Raw genomic sequence first — 22,765 nt, 5'->3', positions numbered from 1 at the left:
TGTTAGCGCAGACTCGCCATGTTTCAGACTGAAGATGATGCTAGCAGCCTGATATCCAGAGCGTGTTCACGTTCTAACCTTTCACTGCACCAATGGTAAGTCCTTTGACAAAATAACGTTGTACAAACGGATACAGGAACAAAATCGGTCCCGTCACAACGATCGCCATCGCCATCTTGGTTGATTCCGTAGGCACATCCTGACTAAGCGTGATTCCTGTGCCAATCGCCATCTGGTCAATAAAAGTAATCGTGTTCATCGTGTTATAGAGATAAAATTGCAGTTGGTACATATCAGGATTGTTAATGAAGAGCGATGAGGTAAACCAGTCATTCCAGTACCCCAATGCCAGAAACAGACCTACAGTAGCAATCCCAGGCATCGCCAGTTTCAACACAATGCTGAAATAGATGCGGAAGTCGTTAGCTCCGTCAATCTTGGCTGACTCGATCAACTCATCCGGCACAGCCGAACGAATGAAGTTTTTCATCAAGATAATGAGGAACGGTGTCATCAACCCCGGGAAAATCAGTACGGTATACGTATCTGTGAGGTTGAAGTAGTTCGCCAGCATAATGTACCAAGGCACAAGTCCCCCACCAAACAACGTTGTGAAGTAGATAAAAAATGAGAACGTGTTCCGATATTTAAAGTCCTTACGCTGGAGCACAAAGCCGGCCATCGTGATGAGAAACAGCCCTAGCGTGGTCCCCACCACCGTTGTAAAAACGGTTACCCCATAAGCCTTGAGTACCTGAGTCGGGAATTTGAACACCATTTTGTAACCTTCCAGGGAAAAGTCCGTTGGAAAGAGGTGATAGCCATCCCTTACAATGGATTCGTTGCTGCTAAACGAACCGGATAGAATCAGCAGAAAAGGTAACAGGCACATGATGGATAAGATGATGATGAAGCTATAGGAAATCAGTTGAAACATGAAAGTAAACTCCGAATCTCTGAGACGTGTATTCGTACGCGTGCGAGTATTCATTGGCGTGTTCATGATCGTTCTCCCTTCTGCCCTGGGGGCGTTCTAGAACAAGGCGTAGTCCTCATTTACTTTGCGGATTATATAATTGACGGTCATGATCAAAATGAACCCGAACAAGGACTGATACAGACCAGCAGCCGTTGCCATCCCGATATCAAACGTTACTTTCAGTGAACGATACACATACGTATCAATAATATCTGTAGCGTTGTACAGCACCCCATTGTTACCAATCAGTTGATAGAACAGGTCAAACTGCCCCTTCATAATGCTGCCAAGCGAGAATAACAGCAGGATGACAAAGGTTGGCTTCAGCATTGGTACCGTAATGTACCAGATCCGCTGAAAAATGTTGGCCCCGTCGATTCGGGCTGCTTCATAATACTCGTCACTGATCCCCGTTATGGCGGCTAGATAGATGACCATGCTGTATCCGAGATTCTTCCACAGATAAAAGATGATGATCAAAAATACCCATATCCAAGGTGTATTATAAATATCCACCGGTCCAGCCTCGAAACGTTTGAGCACCGTGTTCACAAAACCCGACTCATAGTTGAACATGTTGTAAGCGATTACACTTAATAGTACAAATGAGATGAAGTACGGCAAGAACATGACGGATTGCGTAATTTTTTTGAATAACCTGCCCCGGATTTCGCTAAGCATGATCGCACAGAAGATCGCCAGTCCGTTTCCTAATATAATGAAGGCGAGATTGTAACCCACAGTGTTGGTTGTGAGCTTCAGCAGCATTCCGGATTGCCATAGGAACTTAAAATTCTCCAGACCGACAAATGGACTGCCAAATAGTCCGCCTTCAAAATCATACCGGGTGAACGCATAATAGATACCGACCATCGGAAAATACGAGTTAATCAGAAAAAAGATCAGCGTGGGCAACAGCATCAGAAACATAATTTTGTTTTTGTTCAATTCTTTGAGCATGGCTCGATCCCTCCCGAATTTCTTGCGGTGCTGCGTGGTGGAGCTCTCTTTTTATTGTAGATGCTCCCTTCGCTCACGGATACTGAAGCTTCCCCTCAGAAAATGAACGATTCTGCGAAATAAACTATGAACAAAACGAACGAACCATGAAATGAACAGACATCCACACGCATCCGTTCACAAATGTTGATATCGTGCATAGGCTGCAACTGGTGAACAATCCTGCGAAAGTTGAACTTTATGTAGAGAAAGTAGGCAAAACACCCTGTCCAGCGTTGATGTAAACGCATACATAATATATAATTCAAGATACTCTTGTTCTTCTGCTCATCCAGGTATGAAGTCTGGCGTATGTATATGAAGTTCTACGTTCTCCACCCATAACAGGAGGTCCAAGGGGGAAAAAGAATGCGTAAACGTTCAGAGGACAGTCAGCAGGTCTTCACACGGATTCTGATCGGCATTATTATCAGTACCGTCGCCACCTTGCTTGTGGCTTCTTCTATTTTGTATGTCAACTATAATCGGATTGCTCTTCGCCAAGTGTATCGTACTGATATGAACAGCCTTACACAAACCAGCCGTGAAGTAGCCAAAATGACCGAGACTGCGAAATCATTGTCATATCAGATTTATCAGGACTACACCATCTCATCATTACTGCTTTATTCCAAACCGAATATCTATGAGATTACATCGGCGATGGAGCAGCTCGACAACTACCGCATGTCCCTTCCCTTTATCGAATCTATCTATGTATATAACTCTAAAAGCAATGAATTTTTTATCAGTTCCAACGTGCGTAATGGGCAGCAGTCCGTCTCGGAGATCGACGATCAGGGGATTACAAGCATCCTCCAACGCTTCCATGACTATAAACCTTTTGTTCCCATCCCGCGTACATATCAGGTCGGCTCTACTGAAGAAACAGAGGTCAACAGCTACACTTATCTCTGTTACGACACGATCAATGACAACGCGAAATTAAACTATGCTGTCATCGTTAATATCAAGGATGATTGGCTCAGTCCGAACATGAATGCTGTGGATCAACCAGGCAAGACCTTTATCGTGAATGAGAATGGGGATCTATTATCCGACTTTGGTGATCGTTCATTGATGAAAAATCTCTCCAGTGAAGCTTTTATGAAGCCAATTATGCAGGATGCGGAGCATTCCGCTTTTTTTACCGAGAAGGTCGACGGAGAAAAATCACTCATCACCTATACCGCTCCCGATGATCTGGGCTGGCGTTATGTGAGAATAACACCGTATGATCTGATTACCTCAGATATACGGAGTATGCGTACACATACCGTTCTGTTTTGTGTTGGACTTCTCATCGCAGGGTTGTTGCTCTCTTACCTTGTATCCCGAAAACTATATCACCCTATTGATAAGGTGCTTGTTCGTTTACGTGTGATGGAAGCAGAGCGACGTGGCAGTCTTCATCTGTTACGGCAGGATTTTCTGCGTGGGGCCTTGCAGGGTCGTGAAACAGTAACTGGAGGTATGTTGGAAGAACGGATGAAGTTCTACGGTTCCTCCATTGATGTTCAGCGTGCTTCCAGACTCGTATTGCTGCGTATTGATCATTTTACGGAATTCTGCGAAACGTATCGTGATGAGACCCAGCTTGTCAAATACGCCATGATGAACATTTGCACCGAGACAGCCGATCTCCACTATAATGCGGAAGCTGTGGATATGGGCGGTGATCTGATCACACTCATTTTCAACGAGAAAGCGGAATACCAGGAACTTGAGCAACCTGCTAACAACCGGATAGAAGAGCTGCTGCGCATGATGCAGGCTGCTGTGATGACCCATCTGAAATGCTCCATCTCCTGTACGATCGGCACGGAGGAAGATTCATTGGAAGACAGTATTGCTTCCTACACCAGATCAGCCGAAGCTTCACTGCATCGTTTGTTCATGGGACCCGGCTGTCTGATCTATACTTCTGACATTATGGCTTATCACGCCAAGGAGTACGCATTCCCGGCAGGTAAGGAAAGACAGCTTGTCGATCATCTAATGACAGGCAAGACGCAAGAAGCCAAGCAAGTCTATGCAGATATCGTCGGTGAAACAGCCGCTTATCCCTTCACCGTCTTCCAGCTGGCCTTATCCCATCTGACGATGACACTCAATCATGTACGAAATACCCTTAAGAAAAATAATCAACTCACGCTTGATTCAGTATCAGATGGACTCATGCTGCCTGTGAAAGAAGCGGAAGACATCAGTGAAGTGCATGAACACTTCTATCGTATGTTTGATGAGCTTGGTTCCAAAGTTGAAGAGAAACGTACACTGAAGCACGAAGAGTTGATTCGCAAAATCAACGGCATTATTGAGCGGGACTATGCGGACCCTAACCTATGTCTAACTTCTATTGCAGATGAGCTTAGCATGTCGCCCATCTATGTAAGCAGGCTCTACAAACAGCTCACCCTGAAAGGGTTAACGGACGTGATTAATGAAACCCGCATAGCCAAGGCTCAACATCTGCTGGTAGAGACAGAGAACTCCGTTGCCGATATTGCCGAGAGGACCGGATTCACCAACAGTTCCTATTTCTATCGCATGTTCAAAAAGTTCAACGGTGTTACACCGAACGATTATCGCCGCAAAGAGTTTCATTCAGAGAACTTTTGAAATCATCCCAGACGTGATTTTTAGGAGCACTTCACAACGCCAAAAAGAGCGACCTATGAGAATGAACCATTCCCCTCATGTGTCGCTCTTCTTTAATGAGTTTAAGTTAGATTTCGATTTTATTCCTGTTCCTGACCTTCACCAGACTCATCTGTCGCTTCGCGAACTTTATACTTGTCCAGACGTGTCTGCTGATACTCACGCAGTGCCTCTTCACCCACAATCACTTCAACCCGGTGAATGTTCATGCCTTTGCCCATGAATTTCTGCTCATACTCGGTCATCACATGTTCTTCGTTAAGTCCATCGCGATGCAGGTTCAAAGACAGATTCGTCATTTGCAGACCAAAGTCGGCAATGGCGTTGAGTGAGAAATCAAACAGCGTCTCCGAATCGGTTTTGAAATGAATCTGTCCTTTTGCATTAAGCAATTCCGTGTATTTCTTCAGGAAGCGCGGGTGCGTCAACCGGCGACGTGCATGCTTTGCTTTTGGCCACGGATCGCTGAAGTTCAAATAAATGCGTTCCAGTTCTTCCGGTTCAAAAACTTCCTCGATCTGTTCAATGTTTGCCAGCGCAAGCTTCAGGTTCGGTGGTGTCTCCACATCTGCCTGGCTCCACGCATTCCGAGCTTTCTCACTGGCACGACGAACCAGTTCATCATACATATCAATACCGATGAAATTAAATTCCGGATATTTATAACTCATTTGGCTGATAAATTGACCTTTACCCATACCAAATTCCACGAAGATCGGATGGTTATTGCCAAACAGTTCAGACCATTTTCCTTTATGTTGCTTGGGGTCCAGTACAACAAGATCAACTTGTTGCTCCAGATTTTCTCTTATCCCTTTTCTGCCACGTAAACGCATTTTATTCCTCCGTTTGTCCCATACTTGTCTCAGACCTATTTTGCCGAAGAACTGGCAAATTGTAAAGAGCAATGAAAAGGGAATCTTCGGATCTGCCACTTTGGGCAAATCTCAAAGATTCCCTCTTCGATTTATTTGGAATTGGGGTCCAACTACTTTAGTAGTTCATAGTCTACCTTATCTTGGTGTGAAAAATCAAATGTCTTTTCGAAAGCATCGCGAACTTTTTGTCTTGCAGCCGCTTTCACTTTCGGATTTCCATTAAAACGAACACCCGTTAAAGCCAGTGCTTCCTCTGCCGTCAATTCAACAGATACATGATTCAATTCATTGTTTTTTACTTGGGAATTCATTCATATCACCTCACGGTATAGTATGGTCCATGACGTCAACATTGATTCAAATGCTATGATGAATAGTACCCATTAGATGGTGTCTGACGCTGATTTAAATATAACATAAGGTGTAAACTATAGCAAGGAGAAAACCTTGATTTTACGGCCTATTTTGCGTTTTGGTTCCCTTTTTTTTTAGTTTTTTGATACAATGATAAAAGTTCATGAAGACACCTATAATCGCTACCCATCGTCTATGACGGAAATCGCATAGCGCTTCTTCTTTTGTTCACGTATGATTACTGTAATTAGACAGCCAAAGGAGTACCTTGAAGATGAATGCACCTGCATTACAGTCCCCTCTCCTGTGGGGAGATAAACGATTCCATACCTGGAATTATGAGATGCGAGATCAATTCAACAATAAAGTTTTCAAAGTGATGCTGGATGCTGGATTCACCTGTCCCAACCGTGACGGTTCCATTGCCAAAGGTGGTTGTACCTTCTGCAGTGCGCGCGGATCAGGCGATTTTGCTGGCAGCAGACGTGAAGATCTGGTCACCCAATTCAATACAATTCGAGATAAACAGCACCTCAAGTGGCCTACAGCCCATTATATTGGTTACTTCCAAGCCTATACGAACACATATGCTCCGGTTGAGGAGCTGCGCGAGTATTTTGAAGAAATTTTAGAGCAACCAGGTGTTGTTGGTCTGTCCATCGCCACGCGCCCGGATTGTTTGCCAGATGACGTTGTTGATTATTTGGCTGAACTGAACGAGCGCACATACTTGTGGGTTGAGATGGGGCTTCAAACGATCCACGATTCCACATCAACATTGATTAATCGGGCGCACGACACGAAGTGTTACGAAGAAGCGGTTGAGAAACTGCGCAAACGAAATATACGTGTGTGCACACATATCATATACGGTCTGCCTCAAGAAACGCATGAGATGATGCTGGACACAGGACGGGCAGTAGCCAATATGGATGTACAGGGCATCAAGATTCACCTGTTACATCTGATGCGTAAAACACCAATGGTAAAGCAATACGAAGCCGGTCTTTTACGTTTTCTCGATCAAGACGAGTATATCAAGCTGATCGTAGATACATTGGAGATGCTCCCGCCAGAAATGATCGTACACCGCCTTACAGGCGACGCACCGCGTGATCTGCTGATTGGACCAATGTGGTCCATGAACAAATGGGAAGTATTGAACTCCATTGATCGTGAGCTGCGAGAGCGGGATTCATGGCAGGGTAAGTATTGGAGGCGAGCATAGATGGGCTTTCTTTCGGTTCTCAGCTGTGCTCATCAGTGGATTGCTTCCCGTCTGCAGCCAGGTGATCTGGCCATAGATGCAACGGTTGGTACTGGGGCAGACACACTATTTTTGGCACAACAAGTAGGCAAACGTGGTCAAGTCATTGGATTCGATATTCAAAATGAAGCCCTTACGCTTGCACAGGCCCGGATTCGAAAACAAAACGACGAAGCCAAGCTTGGCTCCATCTCCATGCTTCAACTAAGTCATGATCGAATGTCAGAAGCCGTGCCGGAGTCATGGCTTGGTGCGGTTGGTGCAGTCATGTTTAATCTGGGATATCTGCCTTCGGAAAATGCAGATTCCTCCATCATAACCAAGACTGACAGTACAATTGCTGCACTCGAGGCCGCACTCGCTTTATTACGTACTCGCGGCATTATTACAGTTGTGCTCTACCCCGGTCATGACGGAGGCGCACAGGAAGCATCAGCCGTGTTGGAGTGGTCCTCTTCCCTGCCGGTAGAACAGGCACAGGTTGTACTGTATCGCCAATTACAGCGAGAAACTTCTCCTTTTCTGATCGGCATTGAGAAAAAATAATTTCCTTTGTTCACCAAATACAATAAACTAGACACAATCGCAAGGTGAGCTGTTAACGGCTTCTCCTTCCTGCGATCTGTGTTCTAAATCTACATATGCAAACGTATTCACTTGTTTGTTCATGGCGATTACATGCCCATGACTGATTAAAGCGATCCACCATTTCATATACTAGAGGAGAGATTACTGATGTCTACGCCATACCCATTACAATTCCAACCTGAATTCAAAGAACGTGTGTGGGGCGGTCGTGCGCTGGAGCAATTCGGCCTTACGCCCCCTGAAGGACATATCGGAGAAGGCTGGATGATAGCCGATCATCCAAACGGTACAACCAAGGTATTAAATGGAGCACTAGCTGGCAAGGGTCTGGATGAAGTTCGTGAACAACTGGGCACCGAATGGCTTGGAACCAAAGGCGTTTCCGAAAAAGGCGGTCGTTTCCCCCTTCTGATTAAGCTGCTTGACTGCAACGATGACCTGTCCGTTCAGGTTCATCCCACAGACGAGTATGAGGCACTTCCTCCTGGCGAGCTTGGTAAAACAGAAATGTGGTATGTACTCGACGCAAAACCGGGCGCGCACATCATCTACGGCCTGAATGAAGGCGTGGATCGGGCAACATTGAAAGAGGCATTGGAAAATGGCACGGTGATGGATACCCTTCGTCAGGTACCTGTAGAAGCTGGTGATACGTTCTTTATCCCTGCCGGAACCGTACATGCGCTCTGTGCAGGTGTTGTTGTCGCTGAGATTCAGCAAAACTCGGATACAACTTACCGGATTTACGATTACAATCGTCCTGGACTGGATGGCAAACCACGTGAGTTGCATGTTGAAGACTCATTGAATGTCACCGCCTATGAGGGTGCAGGTGCTTCAACAATGAAAACCAATAACGCTACTCCTGGTGAATGGCTCAAGCTTGCGGAATGTCCTTATTTTGTGGTGGAAAAAGGGGTTGTAACTGAACGTTGGGAACTCTCCACAAATCCTGACAGCTTCACGATTCTCGTTGTCTGTGAAGGAGAAGGCACTTTGGAGTGGGCACATGCTGAATCAGACAGCATTGAATTGAAAGCTGGACAGTGTTATCTCTTGCCAGCCAATCTGGGTTCTTATACTTTAAACGGGAATACTACTGTTCTTCGCTCTTATCTGCCATAAATCAAGCTCATATGTAACCTGTGAAGGAGGAATTACACGAGATGCAGGAATCTACCTTTGCCTTGGTTGCTAGTGAAGGTACCCGTATTCATGTGTACCGCTGGCTTCCCGATCCGGAATGCGACGTTAAGGGTGTAGTGCAAATTGCACATGGCATGGGCGAGACGGCCGCCAGATACGCGGAATTTGCCAGCGTTCTTACTGAAAATGGCTATGCGGTCTATGCCAATGACCATCGGGGTCATGGCAAAACTGTGGAGAATGCCAAGCTACTCGGCAATGCTGGTGTCGATGCCTTCCGCTGGATGGCAAGTGATATGATTAATCTCGGCGAGGTAGCCGCCAAGGAGAATCCTGGGGTGCCCTTGTTTCTAATGGGACATAGCATGGGTTCATTCTTGGTACAACATCTCATGTACGCTGGTCATGAGCAGTACCATGCCTTTATTCTATCCGGGACGAATGGTAGACGCGGTCTGCTACGGTTTGGAGAGAAGCTGGCCTTCTTGCAATGCGGCATTCAGGGGGATACTCATCCCAGCATGCTGCTCAACGCGATTGTATTTGGTGGATTTAACCGCTCTTTCCGCCCTGCAACGACACCGTTTGATTGGTTGTCCCGGGACGCACAAGAGGTTCAGCGATTCATTGATGATCCCCTGTGCGGGGCAGTCTGTACAGCAGGCTTTTTCCGCGACTTCTTCAAATTGCTGCTCGAAGTCCATCTTCCACACAATATGGAGCGCATACCTAAACACAAACCCGTATATCTGTTCTCAGGTGAAAAGGACCCCGTTGGACTTCATGGCAAAGGTGTTCTTAATCTGGTCTCCCAGTACAAGAAGCTTCAACTGGAGAATATTGAGTATCGCCTGTATCCGGGTGGACGCCACGAAATGCTGCATGAGATCAACCGAACAGAAGTGGCTCAGCATGTTGTAGACTGGCTAGAGCGGAATACCCCTAGCTCGAATACACACGATAGGCCTGTGAGCCTTACTGAAACAGCTGACTCTATATAATAGAGCCGGAACAATACAATATTATCAATAGCTAAAGAAACCCCTGAATCGGATGTACAGCTCACGCTGCGCTCCAATTCAGGGGTTTCTTGTTAAGCGATATGAATAATAGCCTTGAACGTTATGGATTAACCTTCAATCAACAGTGATTCCGGGTCTTCAAGCAGTTCTTTCACGGTCACAAGGAAACGTACAGCTTCACTGCCGTCGATAATCCGGTGATCGTAAGACAACGCGATGTACATCATCGGACGGTTTTCCATCCGCTCTGCATCAATCGCCACTGGACGAAGCTGGATCTTATGCATCCCCAGAATACCTACTTGTGGTGTATTCAGAATAGGCGTAGACAACAAGGATCCGAATGTTCCACCATTGGTGATGGTGAACGTTCCACCTTGCAGATCAGATAACGCCAGTGTGTTGGAACGAGCTTTGGATGCCAGGTCCGCAATGCTCTTCTCAATCTCGGCAAAGCCCAGACGATCGGCATCCCGTACAACCGGTACAACCAGTCCTTCTTTCGCAGATACGGCAATGCCGATATCATAATACTTTTTGAGTACAACATCTTCGCCATCAATCTCTGCGTTAATTGTAGGGAATTTTTTCAGAGCTCCCACAACTGCTTTGGTGAAGAAGGACATGAACCCGAGGTTAATCTCATGTTTCTCTTTGAACTTGTCCTTACGGCGTTTACGTACATCCATAATCGCAGTCATATCCACTTCATTAAACGTAGTCAACATAGCTGCAGTCTGCTGAGCCTCTACCAGACGTTTGGCAATGGTCGCACGACGGCGAGACATCCGCTGACGCTCCACTGGTTTGGTATACGTGGAACTTCCAGCTGCCGGAGCACTTGGTGCCGCAGGAGCTTTATTGGCAGGTGGAGCTGCCGGAGCAGGTGCCTGATTGTTATGGCTCTTCACGTCATCCTGGTATACCCGTCCAATTGGATCTTTGCTCTGAACCTGATCCAACTCGATACCACGTTCACGTGCAAGCTTGCGAGCGGACGGCGAAGCCGTTTTGGCGCTGTCGGATGATTCCGGTGCCGCCGCAACAGGTGCTGTTGGTGTTGGTGCTTCAGGTGCAGGAGTAGCGGCCTTTTTCTCTTCTGCCGCTGCCGGTTCGGAAGCGGGTGCACCGCTTCCTCCTCCAGAGCCAGCTGAGAGTGTACCGATCGTTTCACCGATCTCTACCGTCTCTCCTTCCTGACGAATGATCTTCTCCAGCACGCCACTTTCTTCTGCGCTGATCTCGATATTTACTTTATCCGTTTCCAGTTCAAGAAGCACATCACCCTGATTAACGGTTTCCCCTTCTTTAACCATCCATCTGGATACAGTTCCCTCAGTTATTGACTCACCCATTGCAGGTACTTTAATTTCACTCACAGCTCTTACCTCCCCAGTGGAATATTATTCTTCGTCGTTTGTTTCAACGCAGATGTAATAATCTGTTGCTGTTCCATACTATGCACAAGCTGATAACCGCTGGAAGGACTTGCGTGTTCCGGGCGACCTTCGTATCTAACGGTTGTGCCTTCCGGAGCAACTTCGCGAAGACGAGGCTCCATGTAAGTCCAGGCGCCCATATTTTTGTTTTCTTCCTGTACCCATACCAGTTCTTTTACATTACTGAAACGTGCGAGGATACGTTTGATCTCTTCTGCCGGGAACGGATACAGCTGTTCCACTCGAATAATGTGAAGCCATGACCAATCTGCTTTATCTTTTTCAAAAGCATCTTCCAGGTCAATGGCAATCTTGCCACTGCACAGAATAATGCGCTCCACACGATCCGGCTGCGTACCCAGCCCAGCTTGCTCAAGCACAAGTTCGAATTTGCCTTCACTGAATTCCACTGCCGGTGATGCAACACGCGGATTCCGGATGAGACTTTTCGGTGACATCATCACAAGTGGACGGGCATCTTCCGTTTCAGTCAACGAAGCTTGACGACGCAACAAGTGGAAGTACTGGGAAGCACTCGACAAGTTGGCAACCGTCATGTTGTCTTCTGCACACAACTGAAGGAAGCGTTCCAGACGAGCACTTGTATGCTCAGGTCCCTGACCTTCATTCGCATGTGGAAGCAACATCACCAGACTGGATTTTTGAGACCACTTGGCACGACCTGCGGATACAAACTGGTCAAAAATAACCTGTGCACAGTTGGCAAAATCCCCGAATTGAGCTTCCCAGATGACCAGTGTATCTGGTGAATATACGTTATATCCATATTCGAATCCAACAACGGATTCTTCAGACAACGGACTGTTATAGATGGCAAAGGATGCTCTTGCCTGTGGCAAGTGATGCAACGGACAGAACTTGGCTCCGTTCTCCGAATCATGCAGTACCAGATTCCGATGAGCGAATGTAGCGCGCTCGGCATCCTGTCCACTAATCCGAATTGGTTTGCCATCAGCGAGAATGGTTGCAAATGCGAGTGTCTCCGCAAGGCTCCAATCCACTTTTTCCCCTTCGTTCAGGGAAGTGCTCCGGCGTTGCAAAATGCGCTGTAGCTTCGGATAAACATTGAAGTTCTCAGGCCATTTCAGCAGGTCCGCATTAATGCTGCGCAGATTCTCCAATGGTACGGCAGTAGGCGTAATTGTAACTGCTTCCGGCTCACTGATTTTCCGTTGGTAATATTCATGTACTTCATTTTTCTTCATCTGGTCATAAGCTTCTTTTAATTTGTTCGTTACTCCATCGCGAATGCTCGTAATGGACGCATCATCGATAACCGATTCCTGCTTCAATAGATCCTGATACAGGTGGCTTACCGTTGGATGGTTTTTCACCTTGTCATAAACGATAGGTTGAGTCGTTTCGGGATCATCAGTTTCATTATGGCCGTAACGACGGTAACCGATCAAGTCGATCAGGAAATCCTTTTTGAAACGATTGCGATACTCTGCTGCCATACGAATGGCTGCAATACAAGCTTCTGGATTGTCCGCATTCACGTGAACAATCGGAATTTCGTACCCTTTAGCAAGGTCACTTGCGTAGTATGTTGAACGGGAATCACCGCTATCTGTAGTGAAGCCCAGACGATTGTTGACGATAATATGGATGGTTCCGCCATTCTGATATCCTGGCAAAGCTTTGAAGTTAAGCGTCTCTGCAACGATCCCTTCTCCAGGGAATGCGGCGTCACCATGCATTAAAATGGTAGCCGCCTTCGTTACATCCTGCTTCGGATATCCAGGATCACGACGGTCATCCTGAGCCGCACGTGCAAACCCTTGTACAACCGGATTGACGTACTCCAGATGGCTCGGGTTATTCGCCAGAGTAAGGCGAGCCTGCACAGTTTCCCCGTCTTTTACAAAACGGTTCGCACCCATATGATATTTGACATCCCCCGTCCAACCGTAGTTGATTCCCGTCGAACCTTCCGATGGAACCAGGTCTTTGTTCGGAGCATGATGGAATTCAGAGAAAATTTTGCTGTACGGTTTGCCTAATACATGGGCAAGTACGTTTAACCGTCCACGGTGGGCCATACCCATCAGAATGTGGCTTGATCCGGCTTCTGCCATGATACGGACAGCTTCGTCCAGCATCGGTACAAGCACATCGTTACCTTCGATAGAGAAACGTTTCTGTCCAACAAATGTTTTGTGAAGATAGTCTTCAAATTGCTCAACTTCAACCAAACGTTCCAGCAAAGCCTTACGTTCTTTCGGGGTAAGTGGAGCTGGTGAAGTCCGGGATTCCGCACGGCGATTCAACCATTCACGTTCTTGAACTTCGTGCACATGACTGAATTCATAGGCCATGGGTCCAGTGTAAATCTGACGCAAGCGTTGGATTGCATCCCAACCGGTTGCGGTCTGTCCATCTGCACCTTCCCAGATCAGGGAAGCAGGCAAAGCTTTCAGATCTTCTTCGTTTAATTCAAAATGCTGAGGTTCCAGCAAAGATGTATCTGTATCTTCACTGATTCCAAGCGGGTCTATGTCTGCAGCAAGATGACCATACGTACGGATATTCCATACCAGCTTACCTGCTGTAACCGCTTTCTGTAATAATTGAATGTCCACGCTTCCGGAAGCCGATTGGGCGTTGCCGGAATTCGAGGTTGTGCGTGCATCCTTGCCAGACATTGGCGGTGCACCCCATTGTTCAAATAGTTCACGATAGGCCGGTGTAACCGAACCAGGGTCTTGAGCAAATAATTCATATTGTTCCTGTACGTATCCCATATTGGGGCCATAGTAACTTTCCCAGGGCTTCTTGTTGCCTTCCACGATCGTCATCGACGTTCCCTCCGTCTTGATTTAGTCATAAGTTTTTGACGGAAATCATTGACTAAGCCGTAATTTGCGTTCGTTCAACATTTTAAGCGAAATTTTTCATGAAGTCCAATAATCGTGCTGTTGGTGGTAGTAACGTTAGTCCGACGCTCCCGTCAAGGTTTGTCTGCGTTTTCAAAATCAAAGTAGAACAATGATTGTATATACCGTCGCACAGATGTCGAATACTGTCCTGATCCGTTCGAAGGTTACACTTTCTCCTCTTCTTCAAGTGAAGTCCGTGTTCTAATATCTATTCTATAAACTTTTACGCTCAGGAGCATTTCCTATTTTTAGCTCAATTGATGCATAAATTAGATGAATCAAAATTCATCGAGCAATTTGGTTAGAACAACGAACGCTTAATTATAACAAAATAGGCATATGATCTCCCATTTTACCTCCTTAATTGAATTGTGGTCCATTATGTTCAAAAACAAACCGTCAAGTTAAACATTAACCAATTGACATGACATTCAACAAATAATTGGTTTTTTCTTCAGGAGACCCACTAAAAAAGCTGGCCCAGACATGAATGATCCGAGCAGCTTCTTTGGATATAGCCAATTTGAGTTAACAATATAGTTGATGATGCGCATCAGGGTGTTCTTTTACTAATCATATACTCTGCAAACGGCGTTAGGGAAAGATCAGCAGTCTGCTCCAGTGTAAACCAATCCGCGCCTAACGAATCTTCACCATCGGGTGCTTTTTTGATCTGATCCGGCTGACAAGCTGCGGTCAAAACAACATCGTACAGCATCCCGATATGGTGCAGCTCTTCCGGCTCACCTTGATGCACCCATTCCACAACCTTAGACTCCGCAGAACAAATCATTACTTGTAGATCGGTCAGGCCGGTCTCTTCTTCAATCTCACGATGAAGAGCTGCCTCTGGATGCTCACCAAACTCCAGCCTTCCGCCCGGTAAATCCCATTGCCCCTGATATGCTCCCCGTGCCTTATGAATCAACAGGATTTTTTGCTCCCAAGTGACCAAGCCATATACGCCAATATGTGTATACCGATTCACCTAAGTACTCTTCCTTTCGTCTTCATCCTCTGTAACAGCATCCAGATCTATGGCCATACGAATCATATCCACACAACGAATACCATCCTCTATAATTTCTTCCTCATAGTGCCTCACAAAGAAATCACGATCAACCCCGATAATGCGGAAACCGCAACGTTGGTATAACTTCAATTGATGAAAGCTGGAGTTGCCTGTTCCAATCTCGAGAATCCGGCAGCCTAATCTGCGTGCAGCTTCCATCGCTTCCTTAATCATGTGTTTGCCTACACCTTGTCCCTGCAGTTCTTCCTGTACGGCAATATTAACTATCTCGGCAGTCTCCGGACGAGTCTTGAGCAATACGAACTCTCCAACCATCTCTCCTTCATACTCAGCAATAAAACAAACACCCCGACTCAGGTACTCATCAACAATTTCTTTTGAAGGATCAGCCATCAATAAAAGTTCGTATGGTCGCTCTTCTTCCCAATCCAAAATCCGGAACGACAATTTCATGCCAATCTCCACCTTTTCATCGTACAATATTCATTCTCGTTCTGTTTGCAGAAGCCTATGTATGGCAAATCTACAAATATATCATGCTTACTTCAACAAACTAGTTTACTCAATCTATTAAACACGCACTGTTTCTCCTGGGCTAGTCATCTCCCATAAAAATAGTAACCTTCATTATACCATAATATTTGGATATAAATATATAGATATGGATGATACATTATGAGGCATTAATTTTATTCTAACCCAAGCTTAAATGCTCATGGATTAATTTCCATTCCCCATCAAGCCCAGCAACAAATACATTCGTTGCCCGCCCCTTTCCATAAGCCGGCTCTCCCTGATAAATCCCCTTCCAGTGGTAGGTATAAATACAAACTGCCTGATCTTTGCTAGTCGTAATCCACTTAACCTCTTCAGCACTGTAGACTTCTTCCTGGACTGTTTCCCAAGCGTTCTCAAAATAAGCCCGGATTTCGTCTGGAGTAGTGCATGACGTTTCTGTAAACCAATATACGGCATCTGGCGATAACCATTTGCTCACTTCATGAAACTGATGTGTATTCGTCGCTGCAATGTATCCTTCTAAGGCATGCTGGTATCCCATGATCTTCTCTCCCTTTCACGTTGATTTTATCGAACCCCACGCTGTTCAAGAGCGGAATCGCTATACAACATAAATGTCTCTTGCAGCGTACGTCCGGATGACTTCTCCCAGATCACACTCCGCTCAAACGTACCCTTTTGGAAAAATCGTGGGAGACGTTCAGCGAACCAGTCCTGCATAGGCAGCTCGGACACCCGCTTCATAGGCACCCATAACAGTTCGCCTTCGGGCGGATTCTGCAATAATTGTCCCTCGAATGAAGTCGCCAAATAGTTGAATACCATGTAACGTAATCCTTGTTCGGGATCACAGAATTCATCGAGTCCTTTATACGTAATCTCATTGACCGTTAAACCCGTCTCCTCCAGAACCTCCCGCACAGCACCATCCACAATGCTCTCCGGAAAGTCTACCTTTCCCCCAGGAGCGATGTATCCCGGAAATCCTTTGCGATCCGGCCGATTCATTAATAACACCTGATCATTCACTTTGTCCCATACCATACACATCGTTAATATCTCTATTCTGGTGTTCATATTCGTCCTCCTGCTAACATGCACTTTTCTGCTGTACACTAACATTTCTGGGAATAACCTGTGTTTTCCTTCTTTATTCCCACGCTGATTTATTAGTAATTTCACTGATCTCACAGTACATTCCATGATGATATATATGCATACGAAAGGCGGACACCCTGTACATCAGAAGCCCGCCTGTTTTGTGATATTCTATGTTGCTCATTCCCCTAGCTTGGCGTTTCCAGTTCTCAGTTCAAATCCGTAATTAACACACGACGTTCCTTCCACTCAGCCCGGCGATAAGCCTGTTGCATACCAAATTTGCGGATACTTGCCTTCGGCACCGATTTATAAGGCAAAACGACCGTAAAGTCTTCATCAAACGGAAAAAAAGACAGGCCTACTTTTTCATTGGATAACCACTCTGCCTGAATCGGTTGTCTGGAACAGGCATCAAACGTGCAACTAAGCCCTTCTGCAAAAAAATCATAACGCGCAGCAGGTGTTCCAGGTTCCTCCATACATAGAAACAAACTGAGCTGATCGCAGAAAAGCATGATTTCCACATCGCTTTGCATCCTCTGTTTCAATGCTTCAGCATCACCGCCAAGCTCTTTCTGCCAATTCAGCTGACGTTCATGTTCTTGCTGGAGATAAGTTCGGATGTCTTCATCATCCTGAGCATTAGCACCCAGATTCTTTTGAAATAGCTCCGTATACATCAAACTGCACAATAATCCGGCGTAGAGGTTTTTCTGACAAACCTCTTCAATCCCTTTATGGTAGAATACAAAACGCGGACGCAAAGGAAAATCCCGAAACGAATATGGTGATTGGCTATAATCATTCCAGAACGGAGCAGCATCCAACTCAATCCAGCCCCGGTCATGTTCTCTCGCCGCCAGAATCAATTCATCCCGATGTGCAGCGTCGGCTAGTAATTCTTTCTTCCAGTGGGAAGCCATCTCTCCGGCTACTAATCCATGCTCATGCTGTGCGGTCAAAACAAAATCATGCTCTCTCTCATATATGATCATATGCTGTCACCCTTCCGCATGGTATACGTTGACTTTAACATAAATTGGGTTAAACTTTCCTATAAGTTGATTTTCGCTCCATTTTCACGAAAGGCATTATGAAACGGACAATGTAAAGGTGTTGTCAGTTTCCTGAAATTTGGTACACTAAAGGTTGTGTCCACAATTATATTACATACAGAAAGCGGGATCTCATGAATTTATACTCTCCTTACATCGAGTTTAACCGCAAGGAATGGGCTGAACTTAAAGAACATCAGACCACTCTTCCACTGACGGAAGCCGAATTAGAACAGTTAAAGGGATTGAATGAAGAGGTATCGATTCAAGAAGTCGAAGATATATACCTGCCTCTCACCCACTTTATTGACCTATATGCAAGAGTTTCACGAGAGCTGAATCGACTAACGGCCTCCTTTATGAAAAAAGAAGCGCTCCCCACCCCCTACATCATCGGAATCGGGGGAAGTGTTGCCGTGGGCAAAAGTACAGCGGCCCGCTTGCTTCAGGCACTGCTCGCCCGAGGCAAGAATAGCCCGAAGGTTGACCTTGTCACAACCGACGGTTTCTTATATCCCAATGCCGTGCTGCAAGAGAAGGGCATCATGAACCGTAAGGGATTCCCGGAAAGCTATGATATCAAATCCTTGATTCAGTTCATGGGCGATGTGAAATCAGGCAAACCCGAAGTGAAAGCACCTGTGTATTCTCATCTCGCCTACGATGTCATTCAAGGAGAAGAGGTGCAGATCTGTCAACCGGATATTCTCATAATTGAAGGCATCAATGTACTTCAGGTCAAAAAAGAAACGCCTTTGCTGGTTAGTGATTTCTTCGATTTCTCCATCTACATTGATGCAGAAGAAGAGCATATAAGACACTGGTACGTTGAGCGTTTCAAGCTGCTCCGCAATACGGCATTCCAGGACACGGATTCCTTTTTCCATCAACGATTCGCCAATATTGATGAAGAAGAAACCGTGCGGACCGCCAACCAGATCTGGCAGGATATCAATGCCAAAAACCTGCATGAGAACATTTTGCCAACCAAAGGGCGTGCCAGACTGATTCTAAAAAAGGAAGCCGATCACTCCATTGGGCAGATTCAATTGCGCAAACTCTAAACAACACTCGTGCAAAATAAACCTTGATGTTATAACTAATTACCCTTAAAAGGAGAGAAAAACACATTGCAAACCCTGATTATACTCGGCAGCATTATGATGTTCCTGGCTGTTGCTTTGGGTGCTTTTGGCGCACACGCGCTCAAGCGCAAATTATCCGCTGACATGATCAAAATCTATGAAACCGGTGTTCAATATCACCTCATCCACGGGCTGGGGATCATCCTGATTGGGCTGCTGGCAGACCGTCTCGAATCCTCTTCACTCGTCATGCTTGCCGGATGGCTGATGTTCGCCGGCATCATCCTGTTCTCTGGCAGCCTGTACGCTTTGAGTGTTACGGGTGTTCGCAAATTGGGAGCCATTACGCCACTTGGTGGAGTCGCATTTTTGGCTGGATGGGTTATGATCATGATTGCCGCCCTATAAGCATCCCCTATGAATAAACGAAAAGAGTGTTCTGGCTGATATCCTATCGCTGGAGCACTCTTTTCCTGTTTAATCTGTCCAGATTCTGCGAATGGTGAACTGCCCTGCTTCTGGCCGCTGTTTCTCCAATACATACACATCCGGGTTCGAAAGTTTGGCCCACTCTTCATAGCCAAAGGATGGTTCATACTCACGAATAAGCAGTGATAACAAGTTCCCATGTGTAACCACGGCCCCATGCTGTTCAGGTCTGCTCCACAACTCTTCCAGAAGCGCCAGCCCCCTTGCAGCCGCGTTTCTGGAAGATTCCCCGCCTTCTTCCACCAAATCCACATCATCGTATGTACGTTTCAGTACATCCATCCAGTTAGGCAGATCCAAAGAGCTAAGTACCCTCTCCTGGAGACGTTCATCCGTATGTATATGTTGCAGCGTTGCCATGCCCAACGGCATAGCCGTCTGAACAGCCCTTTTCCACGGACTGGAAACAATATACGTAATGGATTGATCAGCCAAGATATCTGCAAGTTTTTCGGCTTGCCTGATCCCTTCATCTGTAAGCTCTGCATGGGGTTCCTGCCCTGTGGCCTTGGCGTGACGGATAAGATAAATGGACTGCATAGCGATCACCTCCTATGGTGTAACCTACATGGAGTAACCTACATGGAGTTCTTCTCAAGATATTGGAGTGCCCTGTACATCTTCTCCTGCTCTTCCGGTCGGCCTGCTGAACTGAGGAAAGTGACCTGTTCCCCAATTCTCTCTCCATGCTGAGCCACCAATCCAAGCCGCTGCTTCAGATGATTCACGGTGCCTGTACTGCCATCAATAATCTGTATATGATCTGGCAGAACCGTGCGCAGAATGGACGTGTAGAATGGATAATGCGTGCAGCCAAGCACCACTGTGCCATACACCTGAAGATCGAGATCTGCCAGCTTGAGCCGGAAATAATCAGCGATTTTGCCCGGATCAAAATCCAGCTGTTCGCACCATTCCACAAGTTCCGGCAGCGCAATGGAATCCACACTGTGGTGATCATCAACACGCGATACCAGTTCGTTATACTTGGTTTGGCTCAAGGTGAGGGCAGTGGCAAATACAAGCACTCTCTTCCCACTCTCACGATTCATCTCCACGGCTGGTTTCACCGCAGGCTCCATACCAATAATCGGGATATCGTACTTGGCGCGCAGATCTTTAACAGCCAAACTGGTTGCAGTATTACAAGCAATTACGATTGCTCGGACATCCTCCTGAACGATGGCTTCCACACAATCAAAAATATGTCCTCTCACCTCATCCGCAGATTTGGTTCCATACGGGACATGCAAGGTATCCGCGTAATACAGGAATTTTTCTTCGGGAAACTGTTGTAATGCCTTATGCAAAACGGTCAAACCACCGATGCCTGAATCAAAAAAAGCAATTTTCTTATTCAAGGATTTCACCTCTATAATGTATTATTTCGGGTTCCAAGAACCTCTCAATGCTGCTCATGCTGACTGGAGGTGAGGTTTGTATTTCCGGCTCATCACACACTACAGTGCTTGACGACTTGCGGGAATCATTCCCGGTTACGGATCGTTCTTCGGAGACAAAGGCGAACGCTATCGCTTCTTCAGAATCGATTCCGTCCCCTCCATTACTTCCGCTAAGTCAGGTACTAGGGATGATGATGAACCATTATTCTACGTTTATTTTATACTGCCTGAGCCAGTCCTTGCCACTATGCCACGTCTCTACAGGGTTGTGCTCTCCAAGCATTTCGCTACTTGCCTGAGCCATGATCCATTCCTTGAGACCGTTCTCCGAACTGGATTCGAGTTGCTGTAACAGGAGAAGAGATCCTTCCTTACCCGTATTCAAGATGTCCCTGTAAACCTCCGGGTTACCAGCAATGTAATCATTGGGATTGCTGCTGGTCAGCAGGAGAGGGTCACTAACCATCTGCTGCAGGTTGCTTTCAATGGTTGCTGATAATACTTGTTCTTCCGTCTGAGTCGAGCACGCCGTTACCGTCAGTGCAATACATCCAGATAACAAACCCAGAATCCATCTTCTGCGATTCACTGGCCCACTCCTTTCACAACGAGTTAACGCAACCGGAAGCTGTCTGTAATGCTTAAATCGCAGTCCCAATCATAGAGCAAGTGCCCATTTTTCTTCGGCAAGCTCCTGGCCTGACAGAATCTGCTGACGAACTTCCATCACTTTAAATCCGAAGGACTGATATAATCTGCGTGCTCCATCCAAAGACTCGTTGGTCCACAGGATGATAGATGTGTAGCCCTGCTCTTTTGCGTAAAGAACTGCCTGTTCGATCAGTTTCCTGCCCCACCCTGCACCACGCGCTTCCGGTTCAATTAGAAACCAGCGCAGTTGAGCCGTATGTTCATTCACCTGAGTAAGTCCTATGGAACCGGAAGCTATCTGATCTAACTCCATAACCCATAACATCTCCCTCGCGTGATTGCCTGAACAACCAAACGAATTCACCGCATGGGTGATAAATTCAGCAAAGCTATAATCATAATTATACTCATCTCGGTAGATTCGGATATGCGCTTCAATGACATACTGAAGGTCCTTTTGTAGGAAAGTGCGGATCATCCAACATCACAGCCCTTCCTCAACTCCACAGTTGTGATACTGAAATCTACACCGAACTGAATTAATCCCAATTTACGGGCAACTTGCTGTGAAGCGAGATTATCCCAAGATGTACTGTAGATTGGCATGCGTCCACGTTCCTTGACATGATACTGCCAGCATTTTACCGTCTCCGCTGCATACCCATGTCCTCTATAACCAGGTGCCGTATAGAGACTTGCTTCCGCCCCATGTTCGGAAATCCGTGCGGAGCAGCACACTGCCACAGCAGAATCATCAATAACATAAGCCGAAACAGGCCATTTTTCATGCAAGAGATCTGTTAATTCAGGGAAATGCTCTGCCAGCAAATTACACTGCTCCTGACCAATCAACTGAACCTGCCGATTCCATTCGTCAGATGACTCAGGAAAGACATAGGCTGGTCCCATCCACACATGGTTAACTGGCTCAAAGGTCTGCACCTTTCGAATCAATTTCGGAATATCCAATGGAAGCTCGCATTCCTTACTCAATTCATCCATCAGATCCGGCGGTAACTGCTCGTGGTAATAGATCAGTGAACCGGCAGAAGCCAATCCGATAAATATGGCTGGAGCCTGCCCACCACCCGGCTCGTTAATGCTTAATAGACGCTGCTGCTCATTGATTGTATATAACGTGCTCGCTTGTATCTTCAACATTTCCATAGACGACAGGTTCGATGTAGGAGCCATAA

General features: G+C 46.2%; 23 protein-coding genes. 7 read left to right on the top strand and 16 right to left on the bottom strand.

The features are described 5' to 3' along the window. Positions 1-73: 73 nt before the first annotated feature. Complete coding sequence (locus tag MKZ12_RS08835; protein ID WP_339260001.1) at positions 74-1,003, bottom strand: carbohydrate ABC transporter permease; 930 nt, start codon at positions 1,001-1,003, stop codon at positions 74-76. 30 nt (positions 1,004-1,033) lie between these two features. Beyond that, positions 1,034-1,939, bottom strand: coding sequence for an ABC transporter permease subunit (locus tag MKZ12_RS08830; RefSeq protein ID WP_017689672.1), 906 nt, complete (start codon positions 1,937-1,939; stop codon positions 1,034-1,036). Positions 1,940-2,347: 408 nt separating this feature from the next. On the opposite strand from MKZ12_RS08830, the gene MKZ12_RS08825 reads away from it, so the two are divergent. Beyond that, positions 2,348-4,600: a helix-turn-helix domain-containing protein gene (locus tag MKZ12_RS08825; protein WP_339259999.1), complete on the top strand. Its 2,253-nt coding sequence runs from the start codon at positions 2,348-2,350 to the stop codon at positions 4,598-4,600. 119 nt (positions 4,601-4,719) lie between these two features. On the opposite strand, the gene trmB is transcribed toward MKZ12_RS08825, so the two are convergent. Beyond that, positions 4,720-5,475, bottom strand: coding sequence for a tRNA (guanosine(46)-N7)-methyltransferase TrmB (gene trmB, locus MKZ12_RS08820; protein WP_339240792.1), 756 nt, complete (start codon positions 5,473-5,475; stop codon positions 4,720-4,722). A gap of 152 nt (positions 5,476-5,627) precedes the next feature. Further along, positions 5,628-5,828, bottom strand: coding sequence for a hypothetical protein (locus MKZ12_RS08815; protein ID WP_036610190.1), 201 nt, complete (start codon positions 5,826-5,828; stop codon positions 5,628-5,630). A 317-nt stretch (positions 5,829-6,145) separates the two neighbouring features. On the opposite strand from MKZ12_RS08815, the gene MKZ12_RS08810 reads away from it, so the two are divergent. The 4 genes from MKZ12_RS08810 to MKZ12_RS08795 all read left to right on the top strand — a co-directional run bounded on the left by MKZ12_RS08810 (position 6,146) and on the right by MKZ12_RS08795 (position 9,873). Next, positions 6,146-7,099 carry a TIGR01212 family radical SAM protein gene (locus MKZ12_RS08810; RefSeq protein WP_036610193.1) on the top strand — a complete coding sequence of 318 codons (954 nt, stop codon included), beginning with the start codon at positions 6,146-6,148 and terminating at the stop codon, positions 7,097-7,099. Continuing rightward, on the top strand, positions 7,100-7,684 hold the full coding sequence (locus MKZ12_RS08805) for a class I SAM-dependent methyltransferase (RefSeq protein WP_339259997.1): 585 nt from the start codon (positions 7,100-7,102) through the stop codon (positions 7,682-7,684). A gap of 189 nt (positions 7,685-7,873) precedes the next feature. Then, positions 7,874-8,851 carry a type I phosphomannose isomerase catalytic subunit gene (locus MKZ12_RS08800; RefSeq protein WP_339240789.1) on the top strand — a complete coding sequence of 326 codons (978 nt, stop codon included), beginning with the start codon at positions 7,874-7,876 and terminating at the stop codon, positions 8,849-8,851. A 41-nt stretch (positions 8,852-8,892) separates the two neighbouring features. Further along, positions 8,893-9,873 (top strand): alpha/beta hydrolase, encoded by a 981-nt coding sequence (locus MKZ12_RS08795; protein ID WP_339259996.1) that lies wholly within the window; start codon positions 8,893-8,895, stop codon positions 9,871-9,873. Between the two features lie 128 nt (positions 9,874-10,001). On the opposite strand, the gene odhB is transcribed toward MKZ12_RS08795, so the two are convergent. From odhB to MKZ12_RS08760, 7 genes are all read right to left on the bottom strand, one after another. Then, positions 10,002-11,273 (bottom strand): 2-oxoglutarate dehydrogenase complex dihydrolipoyllysine-residue succinyltransferase, encoded by a 1,272-nt coding sequence (gene odhB, locus MKZ12_RS08790; protein ID WP_339259994.1) that lies wholly within the window; start codon positions 11,271-11,273, stop codon positions 10,002-10,004. A 5-nt stretch (positions 11,274-11,278) separates the two neighbouring features. Continuing rightward, a complete protein-coding gene (locus tag MKZ12_RS08785) occupies positions 11,279-14,152 on the bottom strand; it encodes a 2-oxoglutarate dehydrogenase E1 component (RefSeq protein WP_339240783.1) in 2,874 nt (957 codons plus the stop codon). A 634-nt stretch (positions 14,153-14,786) separates the two neighbouring features. Next, a complete protein-coding gene (locus tag MKZ12_RS08780) occupies positions 14,787-15,221 on the bottom strand; it encodes an NUDIX domain-containing protein (protein ID WP_339259992.1) in 435 nt (144 codons plus the stop codon). Continuing rightward, a complete protein-coding gene (locus MKZ12_RS08775; protein WP_339240779.1) occupies positions 15,222-15,719 on the bottom strand; it encodes a GNAT family N-acetyltransferase in 498 nt (165 codons plus the stop codon). It lies immediately after the preceding gene. 241 nt (positions 15,720-15,960) lie between these two features. After that, entirely contained in the window at positions 15,961-16,326 is a 366-nt protein-coding gene (locus MKZ12_RS08770; RefSeq protein WP_339259990.1) for a nuclear transport factor 2 family protein, read from the bottom strand. Positions 16,327-16,352: 26 nt separating this feature from the next. After that, positions 16,353-16,862 carry an 8-oxo-dGTP diphosphatase gene (locus MKZ12_RS08765; protein ID WP_339240777.1) on the bottom strand — a complete coding sequence of 170 codons (510 nt, stop codon included), beginning with the start codon at positions 16,860-16,862 and terminating at the stop codon, positions 16,353-16,355. Positions 16,863-17,092: 230 nt separating this feature from the next. Further along, positions 17,093-17,881, bottom strand: coding sequence for a DUF3891 family protein (locus tag MKZ12_RS08760; protein ID WP_339259988.1), 789 nt, complete (start codon positions 17,879-17,881; stop codon positions 17,093-17,095). 194 nt (positions 17,882-18,075) lie between these two features. Here MKZ12_RS08760 and coaA point away from each other — a divergent pair, with 194 nt between their 5' ends. Both coaA and MKZ12_RS08750 read left to right on the top strand, forming a co-directional pair. Next, positions 18,076-19,005 (top strand): type I pantothenate kinase, encoded by a 930-nt coding sequence (gene coaA, locus MKZ12_RS08755; RefSeq protein ID WP_339259986.1) that lies wholly within the window; start codon positions 18,076-18,078, stop codon positions 19,003-19,005. A gap of 66 nt (positions 19,006-19,071) precedes the next feature. Then, on the top strand, positions 19,072-19,434 hold the full coding sequence (locus MKZ12_RS08750; protein ID WP_307538348.1) for a DUF423 domain-containing protein: 363 nt from the start codon (positions 19,072-19,074) through the stop codon (positions 19,432-19,434). Between the two features lie 69 nt (positions 19,435-19,503). On the opposite strand, the gene MKZ12_RS08745 is transcribed toward MKZ12_RS08750, so the two are convergent. From MKZ12_RS08745 to MKZ12_RS08725, 5 genes are all read right to left on the bottom strand, one after another. Continuing rightward, complete coding sequence (locus MKZ12_RS08745; RefSeq protein ID WP_339259984.1) at positions 19,504-20,055, bottom strand: histidine phosphatase family protein; 552 nt, start codon at positions 20,053-20,055, stop codon at positions 19,504-19,506. Positions 20,056-20,093: 38 nt separating this feature from the next. After that, a complete protein-coding gene (gene murI / locus MKZ12_RS08740; protein WP_339259981.1) occupies positions 20,094-20,876 on the bottom strand; it encodes a glutamate racemase in 783 nt (260 codons plus the stop codon). Between the two features lie 244 nt (positions 20,877-21,120). Then, positions 21,121-21,507: a hypothetical protein gene (locus MKZ12_RS08735; RefSeq protein WP_339259979.1), complete on the bottom strand. Its 387-nt coding sequence runs from the start codon at positions 21,505-21,507 to the stop codon at positions 21,121-21,123. 69 nt (positions 21,508-21,576) lie between these two features. Next, a complete protein-coding gene (locus MKZ12_RS08730; RefSeq protein ID WP_339259978.1) occupies positions 21,577-22,047 on the bottom strand; it encodes a GNAT family N-acetyltransferase in 471 nt (156 codons plus the stop codon). Beyond that, a complete protein-coding gene (locus tag MKZ12_RS08725; protein WP_339240765.1) occupies positions 22,044-22,763 on the bottom strand; it encodes a GNAT family N-acetyltransferase in 720 nt (239 codons plus the stop codon). Before MKZ12_RS08725 ends, MKZ12_RS08730 begins: the two co-directional genes overlap by 4 nt. Between the last annotated feature and the right edge of the window lie 2 nt (positions 22,764-22,765).

This window comes from Paenibacillus sp. FSL R5-0713 (assembly GCF_037973325.1).
GTDB lineage: Bacteria > Bacillota > Bacilli > Paenibacillales > Paenibacillaceae > Paenibacillus.
The sequence above is the reverse complement of the archived record's forward strand: the minus strand, read 5'-3'. Positions and strand labels throughout refer to the sequence as shown.